Source organism: Actinomadura rugatobispora, from assembly GCF_055379765.1.
The window spans coordinates 1,789,207-1,807,097 of record NZ_AP029191.1; the positions used below are offsets into that span (position 1 = coordinate 1,789,207).

The window sequence follows — 17,891 nt, forward strand, 5'->3', positions numbered from 1 at the left end:
TGGCGGTGTGTAGCGGCAGGCGGCCGGGAACCCGCACCTGACCACACCCGGCCGCCGCGCCTCAGCGATGCTCGTCGGGCAGCCTCGGATAGTGCAGGTCGAACGCCGGCCGCTCCGACCGGATCCGCGGAATGACCTTGAAGTTGTGCCGGGGCGGCGGCGACGAGGTCGCCCATTCCAGCGAGTTCCCGAACCCCCACGGGTCGTCGGCGTCCACCCGCGGCGCGTGCCGGGTCGTCTTGTACACGTTGTAGAGGAAGAACAGCGTGGAGACGCCCAGGATGAACGCCCCGGCGCTCGACACCCGGTTCAGCGCGACGAACTGCTCGGGGTAGTCGGCGTACCGCCGCGGCATGCCCTCGGCACCCAGCCAGTGCTGCACCAGGAACGTCGCCTGAAAGCCGACGAACAGGAACCAGAAGTGCAGCTTGCCGAGGCGCTCGTCCAGCATCCGCCCGGTCATCTTCGGCCACCAGAAGTAGAAGCCCGCGAACATCGCGAACACCACCGTGCCGAAGACGACATAGTGGAAGTGCCCCACCACGAAGTAGGAGTCCTGCACCTGGAAGTCCATCGGCGGCGAGGCCAGGATGACCCCGGTCAGCCCGCCGAACAGGAACGTCACCAGGAACCCGACCGAGAACAGCATCGGCGACTCGAAACTGAGCCGGCCGCGCCACATCGTGCCGACCCAGTTGAAGAACTTCACCCCGGTCGGCACCGCGATCAGGAACGTCATGAACGAGAAGAACGGCAGCAGCACCCGCCCGGTCGTGAACATGTGGTGCGCCCACACCGCCATCGACAGGCCCGCGATCGCGATCGTGGCCCCGACCATCCCGACGTAGCCGAACAGCGGCTTGCGGCTGAAGACCGGGATGACCTCGGTGATGATGCCGAAGAACGGCAGCGCGATGATGTAGACCTCGGGATGACCGAAGAACCAGAACAGGTGCTGCCAGAGGAGCGCCCCGCCCAGCGACGGGTCGTACACGTGCGACCCCAGCCGCCGGTCGGACTCCAGCACCAGCAGCGCCGCCGCCAGGATCGGGAACGCGATCAGCACCATCAGGCTGGTCAGCAGGATGTTCCAGGTGAAGATCGGCATCCGGAACATCGTCATCCCGGGCGCCCGCATCACGGCGATCGTGGTGATGAAGTTGACCCCGCCCAGGATCGTCCCGACCCCCGACAGCACCAACCCCATGATCCACAGATCGGCGCCCACGCCGGGCGAGCGCAGCTCGCTGTTCAGCGGACTGTAGCCGGTCCAGCCGAAGCTGGCGGCGCCGCCCGGCGCGACGAAGGACGCGAACACGATCAGGCCGCCGAACAGGAACAGCCAGTAGCTGAACATGTTGAGCCGCGGGAACGCCACGTCCGGTGAGCCGATCTGCAGCGGCATGATGACGTTGGAGAACCCGATGAACAGCGGTGTCGCGAACAGCAGCAGCATCACCGTGCCGTGCACGGTGAACAACTGGTTGTACTGCTCGTTGCTCACCAGCTGCCGGCCCGGCGAGGCCAGCTCCGCCCGCAGCACCATCGCCATCAGTCCTGCCAGCAGGAAGAACGTGAACGAGGTGACGAGGTAGAGGTGGCCGATCACCTTGTGGTCGGTGGTGGTGATCCAGGAGACCAGCACCGAGCCCCGGGGGCGCTCCCGAGGCGGCGCCTCCGTCAGAGGGCGGCCGAGAAGAACCATGCCGTACTCCCTGAGAACGGGGTCCCCTCAACTATTCGCCCAGGTCACGGGAGGCGCAAGCAAGGTCCGTCCGGCTTGCCCGCATAGGCTGGAGACGTGGAACGGATTTTGGTGAGCGCTTGCCTGTTCGGGCGGCCGGTCCGCTACGACGGCGCCGCGAAGCCCGTGCACGGCGCGCTCTTCGAACGCTGGCGCGCCGAGGGCCGCCTGGTCCCGTTCTGCCCCGAAGTATCCGGCGGACTGCCCGTCCCCCGTCCCCCGGCCGAACTCACCGGCCCGGCCGCCGCCGTGCTGGACGGCACCGCCGGCGTCCGCACCGACACCGGCGCCGACGTCACCGACCCCTTCGTACGCGGCGCCCGCCTGGCCCTGGAAACCGCCGAACGCGCGGGAGCCCGCATGGCCATCCTCAAGGAGGGCAGCCCCTCCTGCGCCACCCGCCACACCTACGACGGCACGTTCACCGGCACCCGCATACCCGGCGCCGGCATCACCACGACGCTGCTCCAACGCTCAGGAATCCGCGTCTTCAACGAGAACGAACTCGACGCCGCCGCCGACTACCTGGCCGAACTCGAACGCTAACCACTGCCCCAGAGCCCCCGCACCACCACATCGGCCCTTCCGCCGAAAGTCCCGCCCCAGGATCCCGAAAAAGACCAGCGAGCGCTCCTGCAACCTTCAACGCCAGATCGTCCTCGCCCAGCTCGCCGCCCCCACATCCAGCAATCACGGTTGGACGCGAGATCCACACTCCCGAGCGCATTCGCCTCATAAAACACTCAACCCAAAAGCCCACCAAAACGCCACCCTGCCCCCATCCAAGGCACCCGCGCGTCCACCCACCAACGCGTTGGTCCAGAGGCAGCGGAGGCGGGTGAACTTCTGACGGACTCCCAGGTCGGCGCATGCCTGCCGAAAGGGGGCTGGCCCGGGTGGTTGCGGGCGTTGTCGGTCAACACCTGCTCGATGCGGGACGATGCCGTGGACGGCGGAGAACGCCGCGGCCCGGGCCAGGAACGCGGCGCAGGTGGTGCCCTCCTCATCGGCCAGGACCTCGGCGCAGGCAAGCCGGGAGTGGTCGCCGATGGCGGTGTGGACGTGGTCGTAGCCGATCCCGCGTCCGCGCACGGCCTCGCTGCGGCCATGGACACGCCAGCCGCCTCCGTCAGGGATCCGGCCGAGCTACTTGACGTCCAGATGGATCAGGTCGCCCGGCGCCGGGCGCTCGTAACGCCACAGGCTCATGCGGGAGGCCCGGATCTGCTGCCCGGTGACCGGTTCGCCGCCGGCCGGGACGGGGACGCCTTGACGACGCCGGATCCGAGTGAGAATGCGGACCGGCACCCCGGTCTCCCGGGCGATGCGATCAGGCCCGGCCCGCAATTCGCGCCTGGCCCGAAGCACCTACTCCCCGACGCGGGCAGATGCCCGCGACCGGCAAGAGCGTGGCGCCGCTGCGCCGCCCAGCCAGCCCATCCCAGCCCTCGCAGCGCAGCATCCGAGTGAGAATGCGGACCGGCACCCCGGTCGCCCGGACGACGTGACCGGGCCCGGCCCGCAATTCGCGCCCGGCCCGAAGCACCTACTCCCCGACGCGGGCGGTTGTCCGCGACCGGCAGGAACGTAGCCCGCTGCACCGGCCGACCAGCCCGTCCCAGCCCTGGCGGCGCAGGATCCGGGTGAGGATACGGGCCGCCACCCGGTCGCCCAGGCGATGTGATCGCGCCCGACCCGCAATTCGCGCCCGGCCTGCGAGCACCTGCTCCTCGACGCGGGTAGATGTCCACGACCGGCAAGAGCGCAGCCCGCTGCACCGGCCGACCAGCCCATCCCAGCCCTGGCGGCGGACGGGGGCGTGAATGCCTATAAATGAGAAAGGGCCCCGCCGGTAAACCCGGCAGGGCCCTTTCCTAATATGTGTCCGGCGGTGTCCTACTCTCCCACACAGTCTCCCATGCAGTACCATCGGCGCTGAAGGGCTTAACTTCCGGGTTCGGGATGGGACCGGGTGTTTCCCCTTCGCCATAACCACCGAACGACCCACGCACACCCCCAACCAAACAGGGGCGGCAAGCTCGTTCGAGCCGTACGGCTCACACTATTCAAGACTCAAACACACGGGGTTCCCGTTTGTTCTCCGGGAACCACACAGGGACGCGAACACCAACCGCAGCAGACCTGTCGATCAGGGTGTGTCAAGCCACTCGGCCTATTAGTACCGGTCAACTCCACCCGTTACCGAGCTTCCATCTCCGGCCTATCAACCCAGTCGTCTACTGGGAGCCTTACCCCACCAAAGGTGGGAGGGAGAACTCATCTCGAGGAAGGCTTCCCGCTTAGATGCTTTCAGCGGTTATCCCGACCGAACGTAGCCAACCAGCCGTGCCCCTGGCGGGACAACTGGCACACCAGAGGTCCGTCCGTCCCGGTCCTCTCGTACTAGGGACAGACCCTCTCAATTCTCCTACGCGCGCAGCGGATAGGGACCGAACTGTCTCGCGACGTTCTAAACCCAGCTCGCGTGCCGCTTTAATGGGCGAACAGCCCAACCCTTGGGACCTACTCCAGCCCCAGGATGCGACGAGCCGACATCGAGGTGCCAAACCATCCCGTCGATATGGACTCTTGGGGAAGATCAGCCTGTTATCCCCGGGGTACCTTTTAGCCGTTGAGCGACACCGCTTCCACACGCCGGTGCCGGATCACTAGGCCCTGCTTTCGCACCTGCTCGACCTGTCAGTCTCACAGTCAAGCTCCCTTGTGCCCTTGCACTCACCACCTGATTGCCAACCAGGCTGAGGGAACCTTTGGGCGCCTCCGTTACTCTTTGGGAGGCAACCGCCCCAGTTAAACTACCCACCAGGCACTGTCCCCCACCCGGATCCACGGGTGCGGGTTAGACGCTCAAAACGACCAGAGTGGTATTTCACCAACGACTCCACCGACACTGGCGTGCCGGCTTCACAGTCTCCCACCTATCCTACACAAGACGCTCCAAACGCCAATGCCAAGCTATAGTGAAGGTCCCGGGGTCTTTCCGTCCTGCTGCGCGAAACGAGCATCTTTACTCGTACTGCAATTTCACCGGGCCTGTGGTTGAGACAGCGGGGAAGTCGTTACGCCATTCGTGCAGGTCGGAACTTACCCGACAAGGAATTTCGCTACCTTAGGATGGTTATAGTTACCACCGCCGTTTACCGGCGCTTAGATTCTCAGCTTCGACCCGAAGGCCTAACCGGTCCTCTTAACGTTCCGGCACCGGGCAGGCGTCAGTCCGTATACAGCGTCTTACGACTTCGCACGGACCTGTGTTTTTAGTAAACAGTCGCTTCCCCCTGGCCTCTGCGACCACCCCCAGCTCCGGCAGCAAGTGCCATCACCGGACGTGGTCCCCCTTCTCCCAAAGTTACGGGGGCAATTTGCCGAGTTCCTTAACCACAGTTCACCCGATCGCCTTGGTATTCTCTACCTGACCACCTGAGTCGGTTTAGGGTACGGGCCGCCGGTACACTCACTAGAGGCTTTTCTCGGCAGCATGGGATCACTCACTTCACCTAAAACGGCTCGGCATCACATCTCACCCTTGATGCGCCACGGATTTACCTATGGCACGGGCTACATGCTTACCCCAGGACAACCATCGCCTGGGCTGAGCTACCCTCCTGCGTCACCCCATCGCTCACCTACTACCCCCTCGGGCCGACCGCTAGGCCCGGAAGAAACCCGAAGGCTCCAACCAGGATTCAGGGTCTTAGCATCAGAGGATTCAGCGTTGGCGCATACCAGCGGGTACGGGAATATCAACCCGTTGTCCATCGACTACGCCTGTCGGCCTCGCCTTAGGTCCCGACTTACCCTGGGCGGATTAGCCTGCCCCAGGAACCCTTGGTCATCCGGCGGGAGAGTTTCTCACTCTCCATTCGCTACTCATGCCTGCATTCTCACTCCCGCGCCCTCCACCACACGATCACTCGGCGGCTTCACCGGACGCAGGACGCTCCCCTACCCATCCCAGCCTCACGACTGAAATGCCACGGCTTCGGCGGTGTGCTTGAGCCCCGCTACATTGTCGGCGCGGAATCACTTGACCAGTGAGCTATTACGCACTCTTTCAAGGATGGCTGCTTCTAAGCCAACCTCCTGGTTGTCACGGCAACTCCACATCCTTTACCACTTAGCACACGCTTAGGGGCCTTAACCGATGATCTGGGCTGTTTCCCTCTCGACTACGAAGCTTATCCCCCGCAGTCTCACTGCCACGCTCTCACTTACCGGCATTCGGAGTTTGGCTGACGTCAGTAACCTTGTCGGGCCCATCGGCCATCCAGTAGCTCTACCTCCGGCAAGAAACACGCAACGCTGCACCTAAATGCATTTCGGGGAGAACCAGCTATCACGGAGTTTGATTGGCCTTTCACCCCTAACCACAGGTCATCCCCCAGGTTTTCAACCCTGGTGGGTTCGGGCCTCCACACCGTCTTACCGGCGCTTCACCCTGCCCATGGCTAGATCACTCCGCTTCGGGTCTACAGCATGCGACTCAAACGCCCTATTCAGACTCGCTTTCGCTACGGCTACCCGCCACCGGTTAACCTCGCCACACACCATAACTCGCAGGCTCATTCTTCAAAAGGCACGCCATCACGAACAGCCCCCGAAAGGGCTGAGGACGCTCTGACGGCTTGTAGGCACACGGTTTCAGGTACTCTTTCACGACCCCTCACCGGGGCACTTTTCACCTTTCCCTCACGGTACTGGTCCGCTATCGGTCATCAGGAAGTATTCAGCCTTACCACGTGGTCGTGGCAGATTCACACGGGATTTCACGGGCCCCGTGCTACTCGGGAACACACCCAGAAGCCACTCAGATTTCGTCTACCGGACTCTCACCGTCTACGGTCGGCCTTCCCATGCCATTCGACTACCCGAGCAGTTTGTAACTTCTTGTCAGCACGGCAGCACTGACCGGATGGTCCCACAACCCCGCACACGCAACGCCTGCCGGCTATCACACGCGCACGGTTTAGGCTCCTCCGCTTTCGCTCACCACTACTCACGGAATCACTATTGTTTTCTCTTCCTGCGGGTACTGAGATGTTTCACTTCCCCGCGTTCCCACCAACCGCCCTATACATTCAGACGGCGGCGACACCCCATGACGGGTGCCAGGTTTCCCCATTCGGAAATCCCCGGATCAAAGTCTGGTTGCCGACTCCCCGAGGCATATCGCAGGCTCCCACGTCCTTCATCGGCTCCTGATGCCAAGGCATCCACCGTATGCCCTTAAAAACTTGAACACACAAAACGATCAACAAATCGCAACAGAGAACAAGAACCCCCGAAAGGGCCCTCATTCAGAGATGCTCGCGTCCACTGTGCAGTTCTCAAAAAACAACCGGGACCACCAGCCCCCCAGCCACCAACCGGCGACCAGGGCAACCAGCCCCGCAATCCAGAAGAAACAACCCAGCCCCATCACACCCGAGTCGAAGACTCTCGTGTTCAGGGGCTGAAGGGTCCGTTTCCTCAGGACCCAACAGCGTGTCCAGCTCCCCACCCGCCCGACGACCAACGTTCCCACTCCCAGTCAAAGACCGGGCGGTACTAGCCGGCTCGCACGAGCGGCGAGCTGAATAACCAGTGCTCCACATCTATGAGCAGCCACCCGGCAGACACTCGCTGCCGAAGACGGCCACCGACCCGCATCCCCACCGAAGTGAGCGACACAGGCCAGTTGATGCTCCTTAGAAAGGAGGTGATCCAGCCGCACCTTCCGGTACGGCTACCTTGTTACGACTTCGTCCCAATCGCCGGCCCCACCTTCGACCGCTCCCCCCAAAAGGTTGGGCCACGGGCTTCGGGTGTTGCCGACTTTCGTGACGTGACGGGCGGTGTGTACAAGGCCCGGGAACGTATTCACCGCAGCGTTGCTGATCTGCGATTACTAGCGACTCCGACTTCACGAAGTCGAGTTGCAGACTTCGATCCGAACTGAGACCGGCTTTACGGGATTCGCTCCACCTCACGGTATCGCAGCCCTTTGTACCGGCCATTGTAGCATGTTTGCAGCCCAAGACATAAGGGGCATGATGACTTGACGTCATCCCCACCTTCCTCCGAGTTGACCCCGGCGGTCTCCCATGAGTCCCCACCCGAAGTGCTGGCAACATGGAACGAGGGTTGCGCTCGTTGCGGGACTTAACCCAACATCTCACGACACGAGCTGACGACAGCCATGCACCACCTGTCACCGGCCCAAAAGGACCCCGCATCTCTGCGAGTTTTCCGGCGATGTCAAGCCTTGGTAAGGTTCTTCGCGTTGCGTCGAATTAAGCAACATGCTCCGCCGCTTGTGCGGGCCCCCGTCAATTCCTTTGAGTTTTAGCCTTGCGGCCGTACTCCCCAGGCGGGGCGCTTAATGCGTTAGCTGCGGCGCGGAATCCGTGGAAGGACCCCACACCTAGCGCCCAACGTTTACGGCGTGGACTACCAGGGTATCTAATCCTGTTCGCTCCCCACGCTTTCGCTCCTCAGCGTCAGTACAGGCCCAGAGCACCGCCTTCGCCACCGGTGTTCCTCCCGATATCTGCGCATTTCACCGCTACACCGGGAATTCCATGCTCCCCTACCTGCCTCTAGTCTGCCCGTATCCACCGCAGACCCACAGTTAAGCCGTGGGCTTTCACGACGGACGCAACAAACCGCCTACGAGCTCTTTACGCCCAATAATTCCGGACAACGCTTGCGCCCTACGTATTACCGCGGCTGCTGGCACGTAGTTAGCCGGCGCTTCTTCTGCAGGTACCGTCACGTTAGCTTCGTCCCTGCTGAAAGAGGTTTACAACCCGAAGGCCGTCATCCCCCACGCGGCGTCGCTGCGTCAGGCTTCCGCCCATTGCGCAAGATTCCCCACTGCTGCCTCCCGTAGGAGTCTGGGCCGTGTCTCAGTCCCAGTGTGACCGGTCGCCCTCTCAGGCCGGTTACCCGTCGTCGCCTTGGTAGGCCATCACCCCACCAACAAGCTGATAGGCCGCGAGCCCATCCCCAACCGAAAAACTTTCCACCCTCACACCATGCGATGGAGGGTCATATCCGGTATTAGACCCGGTTTCCCAGGCTTATCCCAGAGTCAGGGGCAGGTTGCTCACGTGTTACTCACCCGTTCGCCGCTCGAGTACCCCCGAAGGGGCCTTTCCGCTCGACTTGCATGTGTTAAGCACGCCGCCAGCGTTCGTCCTGAGCCAGGATCAAACTCTCCATCAAGGTCCGAACGACGACTCCGAAAAGCCGCCAAACCTCAGGAAAAAATCCCAGCAAAACACCAACCCGTACACGGGCCGGTGCACTGCCTCAAAGAAATCCCCACCACGGACACCGACAAGCGATGACCGCGGCCACGGGGTGGTCCGACCTAAACGGCCGGACCTATAAAGGCACTGGCTTTTAACACGCTGTTGAGTTCTCAAGAAACGGACACCCACCGCGTTCGCGCCCACTCTCGCGGGCCCGTCCTCCGGGGCAACCCTTCTAACTTACCAGGATCTTCGCTCCTGTCAACCAACCTGGCGGTTGATCTTCAGAGGCTTAGCCCAGCCCGCCGTGCGTCATCGCGGGCAGCCGGAGCGGCCCGTGATCGATCGTTCGGTGGAGTCCCACGGGCCGACCACCTTGCGGCGTCCTGCATCCCGTCTGGGCTGACCACTCCAGAGTAACCCGGTTCCAAGCGAGCTTCGAACCGTTTTCCTCTGGGGGCTTCCCCGGAGGCCGTCCGCCTGTCGGCGTCCCGCATCCCCTCGGGGCAGGAAGAACATTAGATAATCAAGAACCACTCGTCAACTCGGTCTTGTTACCCCTCGCCCACGCGGACTAAACCCCCAGGTCACGGTTGATTCACTCACGGACCCCGGAGAGGTCGCCCGGACGCGGGCACCTCGGAGGATGCCGGTCACCGGGCTTGCCTCGGCCGAGGGGAGCACCTCACCCGTGAGCAACCATGGGATGGCTTGGAAGTGGTGTACCCCACGTTCGATCCACCGCTAGGGCGCGAGGCTCGCCCGGTGCGGCCCCTCAGGCCAGGGCCGCGGAGAGCTGGTCGACGCGGCCCTGGGAGTCGAAGGCCACGGTGATGCTGCCGCCTCCCGGGGGGCCGCCGGAGATCGTCTCGGCGGTCTCCTCGTACGGGGCGCCGTGGCGGTCGAAGTAGCCGCGCACGACCCGCCGGTGGTCATCGGGGAAGACCTGGACGGCGGTCATGAGCAGGCGCGGCGCGGTGTTCGGGTCGAACACGGCGGAGGGCAGTTGGGGGTCGTCGAGGTGGACGTACGCCGCGCCCTTGCCCTCGTTGATCGCGCATGACCAGATGCCGTTCCCGCCCAGCAGGTGGCCGGCGGCGATGGCCATGGTGGTGGCGGCCTGGTGCGGCTGGGGGAAACCGCCGAGGTCGAGGTGGCCGGTACTCAGCTCGGGGATGTCGTGCTCCACGCCGTAGTCGTGGATGGCGCGGACCGCGGCGACGGCGGGATGGTCCCAGCCGAAGTTCGGATTCGCCCAGGTCCACAGCCAGGTATTGCTGAGGTGGGAGAAGCTGCCCAGGCTCGTCACGCCGCCGATTACGAGACCGTCGGAGCGCAGTGACCGCGATTCCAGGTCGGCGGTCCTGTGCTCGGTGCCGAGGAAGGCGTTCAACGCCTCCTGCTGCTGCATCGCCGCTGCGGAGCGTTCCGCCCCGAACGCTTCGAACGCCGGACTGTAGGAGCTCTGTCGTGACATGCAGCGGCAGCATAGTGGCGCACAGCGACCGGCAGGGCCGTGCCCTGGGCGTCAGCGGGGTGCCCGCGCCTGTGGGCACGTGTCAGCGGCGCCGGTGACGGTGCTTCCGGAGAACGCGAGTCATCGTCGAAAGGCCGCCTGTGAGTAGCTGATACGGGCCGGGAGGGCCTGCGGGCGGTTCAGAAAGACGCGTGCACTGGACGGGGCGGACCTGGCGGCCCGGCGGGGCACGCTGCTGAGCCGGACGCCGGCCGGGCGGAGGTCTGCGGGTACGACGTCGTCCGGAACACGGCCCGGTGCGGGCAACGATTGGGCTGACCGGCACCGAGGACCTGGTCATGATCGTGTGGCTGCTGGGCTTCGGCCCGGCACGGGCCAAGGCGCGGAGGCGGGCGCTGTAGAGCGGTTCCAGTTGATGGAGGCCGCGAGGCGCGCGGTGAGGACGTACTCAGGCCAGGTCTGGCGACGAGCCTGGTGAACCGGTCTGAGGCGATCTACCTGGACGAGCCGAGGGCGGGACCGGACCCGCGAACCCGCGATGAGGTGCGGGCGGCCGTCCGGGACCTCGTGGACGACGGGACGACGGTGCTGCTGATCACGGCCGGGTGGTGGCGGAGAGCGCGCCTGCGGAACTGAAAGGGGCGGATCGGGCGGCAGACTCTGGTGGCACGCGCGGCCGAGCCGTATCGGATGGAGGAGCCGGGCGCGATCGTGGCGGTTCTCACGCGGCGGCGATGGAGCTTGTGATGGCGCCGGTGTCGGCTCCGGCGGTCTGACGGCCTGGTGGCGCGCCGGCTGGACGAGACGGCGAGCGTGCCGACCGAGTTGTCACTGCGGATGCCGAGTCTGGACGAGGTCTTCCTCACGCTGACCGGACGGCCGTCGGCAGAGGCAGAAGAGCGCCGGGCCGTCGGGGTGTGCCGCCCCGCTGCGGCACGGGTTGACGCTGGCCCGGCGGGAACGTAGCCCGGCTGCGCCACTCGGAGGGACGCCGTCGTGTTCCTGCTCATGTTCGTCGTGCGGTGGCGGGTAACACGGAGGCCCAGCCGTGGCAGTTGCTTCCGGGCCTCGTGCCGCAGATGGCGATGTTCGCGACGATGAGGCTGGGCACAGCGCTGAAACGATGACGTTCACGGGGCTTCCTCGACTTTCCGCAGACGGCGATCGCGCGTTCGGCGCCGTTGCTGGGGACGGTTCGGTTCCGCACCGGGTCGCGGCGACGTTCGCGCGGCGCATGTGAGCAGCATTCTGATCCCGGACACCTCGACGATTCCGGGCCTGAGGTGAATTCGGTGACGCATCTGTGCGAGCCCTGATGGCGGGTGGGGCGGTGGGCAACCACGTCTGGCACACGCTGGCCTGGGGCGGCCGGGATCGTGGTGGTGTTGCGCTCCTGGAAGTCGTTCACGCCCGGGGGCGTTGGCTTGCGGGGGTGGTGATCCAACTGGTCGTCCCAGATGGAGGCCGTCCGCGGGGCGCGGTCGTACGCGGTGGCGGAGCTGTCGTCGCCGAGTGCCTGCCGGGCGGTGGTCTCGGTACGGCTTGCGTCGAGCCCTGGGCGGTCGTCGTGCGCTGGCAGGCGTACGTGGTGCCGAGGAGCCCGGCGGCCCGGGCGCGCTCACCCCGGACCATGCGGTGTTCTCGCGGGCATCGTGCCGCCGACGGCGCGCTCTCGTGCTCCAGCGCGTCCAGCCGATGACGTTGGTGATCTGGGCGGGGACGTTGGTCAGCAGCCGCTCCGGCGAGCGGCTGGCGGCCCCGACCCGTACGGCGCCCGCGCCCGTAGCGGGTGTGCCACGGTCAGCGGTACGAGCGGGGCACGGCGGGGGCGCCCGCAGTTCCTCCAGGCGAACGGCGCGACGGTGTCCACATCGGCTGGTCCAGGGCCAGCCGATCACGGGCCGCCGCCACAGCATGCGCAGCCGACCCTGGGCGGCCCGGAATCGTGCAGGCAGATTGTCCTCCCCTCGGCCGCCGATTCGCGTTTGCGGCAGGGTGGGGCCTTCCTGGGAGGGTGGCTTCATGCACGAGAAACCAAGGATCGTTTCCGGCGTCGAGGTCATCCCGCTCTGCGACGCGGTGGGTCCGATGGGAGAGGCGTTGCGGAAACCGCTGGACGACACCTTCACTGGTGCCAGGCCCGCGCTCTGGGAGCGCACGAGGGCCGAGGCGCCTGAGGCGTTCGGGCCGGACGGTGAGTGGATCCTGCACTTCCACTGCTATCTGCTGCGCGTCCCCGCGGGTCCCACCGTGCTGGTGGACGCGGGGCTCGGTCCAGAGGAATCTCCGGCCTCCTCCTGGGCGCCCGTGCCCGGACGCCTCCCTACGGCGCTGGCAGAGATCGGCGTCAAGCCGGAAAGCGTCGACACCGTCGTACTGACCCATCTCCACAGCGACCACGCCAGCGGCGCGGTCGTCGACGGCAAGCCCCTGTTCCCCAATGCCCGCCACGTCGTCCAGGAGGACGAGCTCACCTGGCTGGAGGGCGAGGGCGGGGACGTCCTGGACGAGGTCGTCACCCCCCTGCAAGAGGCCGAATGCCTGGACACCCTCCAGGGGCAGACCCGCATCGCCGAGGACATCAAGGTCGTCCCCACGCCGGGGCACACGCCGGGGCATCAGTCGGTGGTGCTCGGGGACGACCAGCTCATGGTGTCGGGCGATGTGGTCCTGCACCCCGTCCAGCTGGCCGACCCCGCCATCGAGTACGTCTACGACGAGGACTCCGCGGCGGCCGCGACCACGCGCACCGCGGTGTTGCGCAAGCTGCGCAAGAGCGGTGGCCTGCTGGCCGCACCGCATCTCCCGGAACCCTTCGTCCGGTTGAGCTGACGTGTGAAACGCGCACGCCGGGTACCACGGGCCTTGGAAGGAGGGGTCATCTGATGCCCAGAGCCCAGATCAAGGACGAGAAGAAGTATCAGCGCCTCCGCGAGAAGGGCGACAGCAAGGAGAAGGCGGCACGGATCGCCAACGCCTCCGCCTCCCAGGGGAGCGGGAAGGTCGGCCGCAAGGGCGGTAAGAGCCCCGCGTACGACGACTGGTCCAAGGACGAGCTGATGAAGCGCGCACGCGAGATCGGCATCGAGGGCCGTTCGTCGATGAACAAGTCGGAACTGGTCAAGGCGCTGCGCAGCCACTGACCCATCGGAGAGGGGGGCGGCCCGTGGGCCGCCCCCTCTTCGTTCGGCCGTCCTATTCCTCTTCGATCCGCATCGCCCTTTCCTCGGCCGTGTACCCGCCGCCGTCGGCGCCCTCGTCCCGGGCGACCGCGTCCGGCTCGGTGTCGGTGCGGGCGCCTTCGTCCTCTTCGACGATGCGCCCGGCGGGGGCGGGGGCGGGGGCGGCGGGCTCGTCCGCGGGCGCGGGACGCTCCGGCTCCTCCCGGCGCAGCCGCTCGTCGAGCGGCTCGCCTTCGCGCATCTCCTCGGCGGTCGTGCCGAAGTCGTCCACGGCGACCGGTTCGTCCCCCGGCAGCGCGGCCTCCTGCGGGTCCTCGGTCCAGTACTGCTCCGGGGTCCCGTCCTGAAGATCGGGGATGCCGTCGTCCTCCGGCGAGCTGTGCCGCTCGGTCATCGCGTTCCCCCTTTCCGTTCCGGGGGCGCGTACCCGCGTGGCGCGGATCATTCGTGGTTCGGCGCCCTGCGGCAGGGCACGCTCGGGGCATGCGCCAGGTCTTCGTCCTCGACTGCGCGGACCCGGAGCGGCTGGCCGCCTTCTGGGCCGCCGCGCTCCGCTACCGCCGCCACCCGCACTCTCCCCCGTACACGGCGCTGGACGACCCGCGCGGCGAGGGTCCCAAGTGGCTGCTGCAACGCGTCCCCGAACCCAAGGTCGGCAAGAACCGGATGCATCCCGATCTGCGCGTCACGGACATGGACGGCGAGCTGGCCCGGCTCACCGGGCTCGGCGCCACCGTCGTGCGCGGCCCCTTCGACGACGAGGGGTGGCTCACCACGGTGCTCGCCGACCCGGAGGGCAACGAGTTCTGCCTGATCGTCGAACCGGAGGGATCCTCATGACCAAGGTCGCCGAACACGCCCGCCGACAGAAGGAGAAGTACACCGCCGGGGCGGAGCGCCCGCTGGGCTCGTACCTGGCCACCCTCGCCGTGTACGGCCTCACCACCGGCGCGCTGGCGCTGCTGGCCCGGCGCCGCGCCGCCCCCGCCACCCGCGTCGGGGCGGCCGATCTCGCCCTGATGACGGTGACCACGCACAAGCTGGCCCGGCTGATCTCCAAGGATCCGGTGACGAGCCCGCTGCGCGCCCCGTTCACCCGGTACGCGGGCACGGCCGGCCCGTCCGAGCTGGCCGAGGAGGTCCGCGGCCACGGCGCCCGGCATGTCGTCGGCGAGCTGATCACCTGCCCGTTCTGCACGGCCCAGTGGGTGGCGACCGCGTACGCCGCCGGTCTGGCCTTCGCCCCCGACGCGACCCGTCTGGCGGGCGCCACGATGACGGCCGTGGCCGGTTCGGACTGGCTCCAGCTCGCCTACGCGCGGCTCCAGCGGGCCGCCGAGGAGTGAGGGAGCGGCGACGTTTGGTGCCGCCGGGACGGGTAGGGCCTCCATATGGAACTGTCTTTCCTCAAGCCGCTGTACTCCCGGCCGGGTCCGTACGCCTCCGTGTACGCCGACCTGACCCGCACCACCGAGGACGCCGGCAAGGCCGTCGAGCTGCGCTGGCGTGCGCTGCACGCGGAGCTGGAGGCGCAGGGCGCGCCCAAGCCCACGCTGCGCGCGGTGGAGCGTGCCGTGGAGGAGGAAGTGGAGCGGCGCCGCTCCGAGGGCCTGGTGATCTTCGCGGCGGACGGCGAGGTGGTGTTCTCCGAACGGTTCGAGCACGCCCCCCGCACGCCCCTGGCCAGGGTGTCCCCCCTCCCCCACGTGATGCCGTACCTTTCCGACCGGGGGGAGCGCTTCGCCCACCTGGTCGCGCACGTCGACCGGAGGGGCGGCGAGATCGACTGCGTCGACCCGGAGGGCCGGCACCGCCACATCGACGTGCCCGGGGACGAGGAGTACCCCATCCGCAAGGTCAAGGCCGGCGACTGGAACCAGTCGCGCTTCCAGCGCTCGGCGGAGAACGTCTGGAAGAGCAACGCCAAGAAGGTCGCCCGGGAGATCGACAAGGTCGCCCGCGCCAGCCATGCCGAGGCCGTGGTGATCGCAGGTGACGCCAGGGCCCGCACCGCCGTCCTGGAGGAGATCTCCGACGGCGTGCTGGAGCACACGGTCGAGTCCGACCGCGGCAACGGCCTGGACGGCGAGCTCTCCCGGATCCTCGATCTCAAGAGCACCGAGCGGATCCTCACCGTCGCCGAGCGCTTCGAACGCGAGCTGGCCAACGGCGAGCGCGCCGTGGCGGGCCTCCCCGCGACCGTCGAGGCCGTCCGCCGCGGCCAGGTCGAGACGCTGCTCATCGACGACGACCCCGCCTCCCCCGCCAGGCTCTGGACGGGCCCGCAGCCCTTCGAGGTGGCCACCACCCCCGACGACCTCCGCCCCCTGGGCGTCGACGACCCGGTCGAGGAGCGCGCCGACGCCGCCCTCATCAGGGCCGTGGCCGCGACCGACGGGGACGTGGTCGTCCTCCCGTCCGATGGCCCCAACGCCTCTCTCGGCGTAGGCGCCGTCCTCCGCTACAACGACCCGTCCACCCGCCACTGACCCAAAGCACCCCGCCCGGCCCCGGCCCGCCCGTGGAGGAGCGGGCCGGGGCCGCCCGTGCAAGAGCCGAACACCCCAACCAAAAACCGCAACCACCCGCCAGGGGGGCGTGGGGGCGAAGCCCCCACATCGGGGGGCTCGGGGGGTCGCCCCCCCGATAAACACGACGAGGAGGAGCGGTCCGCGCCTTCCGCGGACACACTCCTCCCACCTACGAGTGGAGCTATGGGGATTCGAACCCCAGACCTCCTCCATGCCATGGAGGCGCGCTACCAACTGCGCCATAGCCCCGCAGGCCGCCGTTTCCGGTGACCGGCCCTAGGAGAGCTTAGTGCACGCGGAGGCCTGCTCGGGACGTCAGCGGGTCTTGCGCGTCATCGTGTAGCGCAGGACGAGGAACGGCAGGCCGAAGACGGAGAAGGCGTGTTCGGCCCGGAGGGCGCCGTCCTCCACGTAGACGTCGAGCCGTTCGGCGAAGCCGTGGACGGCGAGGGCGGTGAGGTCTCTGGAGCCGGGGTCGACGTAGGTGAGGTAGTGCCCGGGGTGGTCGAGATCGCTTTCGCTGGTGAGGACGAGTCCGCCGCCGGGCCGGGCGTACGGGGCGAGCGTGGCGGTGAAGCTGGCGTGGGGCAGTGGGAAGCCGACGCTGACGTAGCCCCGGTCGCCGTGCCGGTAGGTGGTGTAGATGCCCACGTAGATGGGTTCGTCGGTGTCGGAGAAGGAGCGGATCCAGCCGCGGACGGCGGTCGCGTCGGGGAGGTCGGGGACGATCGTGTCGATGCGGCCGCGCACGCCGCGCTGGGCTTCGCGCTGGTTCATCGGGACGTTCGCCTGGCCGAGGGGGCGGGCGAGGAGGGTGCGGTAGAGGAGGTAGCCGGGGCGGACCCAGGTGCGCCATTCGGGGACGATGTCCAGTTCGAACCGGGCGGTGTGCTCGTAGAACTCGCGGACGAGGGGGTGTGTCCCGGCGGGGTCGAAGTCGGGGCCGGCGAGTTCGTCCAGGGAGCCGACGATGCCGACGTCGGGGGCGTCGGCGGTGTAGGTGCCGCCGATCGTTTCGGCGAGTTCTTTGACGTAGCCGGTGCCGACGTACCGGGATCGGGCCTCTCTCGGCACCACGAAGGGGAGGCTCTCGGCGGGGACCTCCTCGGCGAGGAGGCTGACCTGGGCGTCGCGGAAGAGGAGCGCCGCCAGGGTGCGGTAGGTCACCACGGCCGCGCTCGCCACCGCGGCGGCGGGGAGGGGCCGTGCCGTGGCGGCTGCGCCGACGGCGGCGCCGACGACCGGGCCGAGGGCGACCTTCTGCGGTCTCAGGCCGAGGGCGCCCGCGACGGCGCCGGAGACCGTCCCCACGGCCAACGGGCCCGCGGAGCGCCCGGCCAGCCACCCCAAGGGCGCGGCCATGGCGCCGCTGACGGCGATGCGCTGCCACAGGGCGGGGATCTCGCCGGGGCGTTGCCGTGCGCGGGCCACCGCCTCGCCTGCGCCGAGCGCGACCGCGCCCAGGGCGGCCCCGGCTCCCGCCGCGCGCGCGCCGCGGTGGCCGGCGAGGGCCGCTCCCGCCAGGGCGCCGAGGGCCCCGGCGAACGCGATCGAACCGGCCTGGGACGCTCGCTCGTCGTTCACAGATGAAAACTACCGGCCCAGGACGGGTCGGGCTTCACGGGCGGGGCCGTCCTGCGCCACCATGACAGGGCCGCCGCGGGGAAGGGCCGAGATCACCCGTTCCCGTTGATCGGACGA

Annotated in this window: 12 protein-coding genes, 1 tRNA gene, 3 rRNA genes and 1 pseudogene; 7 read left to right on the forward strand and 10 right to left on the reverse strand. The window is 67.3% G+C overall.

Annotation, left to right across the window (positions count from 1 at the left end; all coding sequences use genetic code 11):
* Positions 1-61 precede the first annotated feature (61 nt).
* Positions 62-1,705, reverse strand: a complete 1,644-nt coding sequence (gene ctaD, locus ACZ466_RS07385; RefSeq protein WP_378283876.1) for an aa3-type cytochrome oxidase subunit I — start codon at positions 1,703-1,705, stop codon at positions 62-64.
* A 96-nt stretch (positions 1,706-1,801) separates the two neighbouring features.
* Here ctaD and ACZ466_RS07390 point away from each other — a divergent pair, with 96 nt between their 5' ends.
* A complete protein-coding gene (locus tag ACZ466_RS07390) occupies positions 1,802-2,290 on the forward strand; it encodes a 2-thiouracil desulfurase family protein (protein ID WP_378283877.1) in 489 nt (162 codons plus the stop codon).
* Between the two features lie 419 nt (positions 2,291-2,709).
* Here ACZ466_RS07390 and ACZ466_RS07395 read toward each other — a convergent pair.
* From ACZ466_RS07395 to ACZ466_RS07420, 6 genes and pseudogenes are all read right to left on the reverse strand, one after another.
* Positions 2,710-2,812, reverse strand: a pseudogene (locus ACZ466_RS07395) (IS481 family transposase); the annotation flags it as partial.
* A 78-nt stretch (positions 2,813-2,890) separates the two neighbouring features.
* Positions 2,891-3,052: a hypothetical protein gene (locus tag ACZ466_RS07400; protein WP_378283878.1), complete on the reverse strand. Its 162-nt coding sequence runs from the start codon at positions 3,050-3,052 to the stop codon at positions 2,891-2,893.
* A gap of 575 nt (positions 3,053-3,627) precedes the next feature.
* Positions 3,628-3,744 (reverse strand): 5S ribosomal RNA (rrf, locus tag ACZ466_RS07405).
* Between the two features lie 155 nt (positions 3,745-3,899).
* A 23S ribosomal RNA gene (locus ACZ466_RS07410) occupies positions 3,900-7,006 on the reverse strand.
* 450 nt (positions 7,007-7,456) lie between these two features.
* Positions 7,457-8,971, reverse strand: a 16S ribosomal RNA gene (locus ACZ466_RS07415).
* The 16S, 23S and 5S rRNA genes sit together here, the layout of an rRNA operon.
* A gap of 804 nt (positions 8,972-9,775) precedes the next feature.
* Positions 9,776-10,477 (reverse strand): DUF6882 domain-containing protein, encoded by a 702-nt coding sequence (locus ACZ466_RS07420; RefSeq protein ID WP_378291238.1) that lies wholly within the window; start codon positions 10,475-10,477, stop codon positions 9,776-9,778.
* A gap of 474 nt (positions 10,478-10,951) precedes the next feature.
* Here ACZ466_RS07420 and ACZ466_RS07425 point away from each other — a divergent pair, with 474 nt between their 5' ends.
* The 3 genes from ACZ466_RS07425 to ACZ466_RS07435 all read left to right on the forward strand — a co-directional run bounded on the left by ACZ466_RS07425 (position 10,952) and on the right by ACZ466_RS07435 (position 13,620).
* Positions 10,952-11,113, forward strand: coding sequence for a hypothetical protein (locus ACZ466_RS07425; protein ID WP_378291240.1), 162 nt, complete (start codon positions 10,952-10,954; stop codon positions 11,111-11,113).
* Between the two features lie 1,386 nt (positions 11,114-12,499).
* Positions 12,500-13,309 (forward strand): MBL fold metallo-hydrolase, encoded by an 810-nt coding sequence (locus tag ACZ466_RS07430; RefSeq protein WP_378291242.1) that lies wholly within the window; start codon positions 12,500-12,502, stop codon positions 13,307-13,309.
* 53 nt (positions 13,310-13,362) lie between these two features.
* Complete coding sequence (locus tag ACZ466_RS07435; RefSeq protein WP_378291244.1) at positions 13,363-13,620, forward strand: DUF7218 family protein; 258 nt, start codon at positions 13,363-13,365, stop codon at positions 13,618-13,620.
* Positions 13,621-13,672: 52 nt separating this feature from the next.
* Here the strand turns inward: ACZ466_RS07435 and ACZ466_RS07440 are convergent, their stop codons facing one another.
* The gene (locus tag ACZ466_RS07440) at positions 13,673-14,053 is read right to left on the reverse strand and encodes a DUF5709 domain-containing protein (RefSeq protein ID WP_378291246.1); all 381 of its coding nucleotides are present in this window, start codon (positions 14,051-14,053) and stop codon (positions 13,673-13,675) included.
* 89 nt (positions 14,054-14,142) lie between these two features.
* On the opposite strand from ACZ466_RS07440, the gene ACZ466_RS07445 reads away from it, so the two are divergent.
* From ACZ466_RS07445 to ACZ466_RS07455, 3 genes are read left to right on the forward strand one after another with little or no spacing between them, the layout of a single operon-like run.
* Positions 14,143-14,499, forward strand: coding sequence for a VOC family protein (locus ACZ466_RS07445; RefSeq protein WP_378291248.1), 357 nt, complete (start codon positions 14,143-14,145; stop codon positions 14,497-14,499).
* Positions 14,496-15,005: a DUF1360 domain-containing protein gene (locus tag ACZ466_RS07450; RefSeq protein WP_378291250.1), complete on the forward strand. Its 510-nt coding sequence runs from the start codon at positions 14,496-14,498 to the stop codon at positions 15,003-15,005. Before ACZ466_RS07445 ends, ACZ466_RS07450 begins: the two co-directional genes overlap by 4 nt.
* Before the next feature lie 45 nt (positions 15,006-15,050).
* Positions 15,051-16,148, forward strand: coding sequence for a baeRF2 domain-containing protein (locus ACZ466_RS07455; protein WP_378291252.1), 1,098 nt, complete (start codon positions 15,051-15,053; stop codon positions 16,146-16,148).
* Between the two features lie 218 nt (positions 16,149-16,366).
* Here ACZ466_RS07455 and ACZ466_RS07460 read toward each other — a convergent pair.
* Positions 16,367-16,439, reverse strand: a tRNA-Ala gene (locus ACZ466_RS07460).
* A gap of 66 nt (positions 16,440-16,505) precedes the next feature.
* Positions 16,506-17,774, reverse strand: a complete 1,269-nt coding sequence (locus tag ACZ466_RS07465) for a hypothetical protein (RefSeq protein ID WP_378291256.1) — start codon at positions 17,772-17,774, stop codon at positions 16,506-16,508.
* Positions 17,775-17,891: the final 117 nt, after the last annotated feature.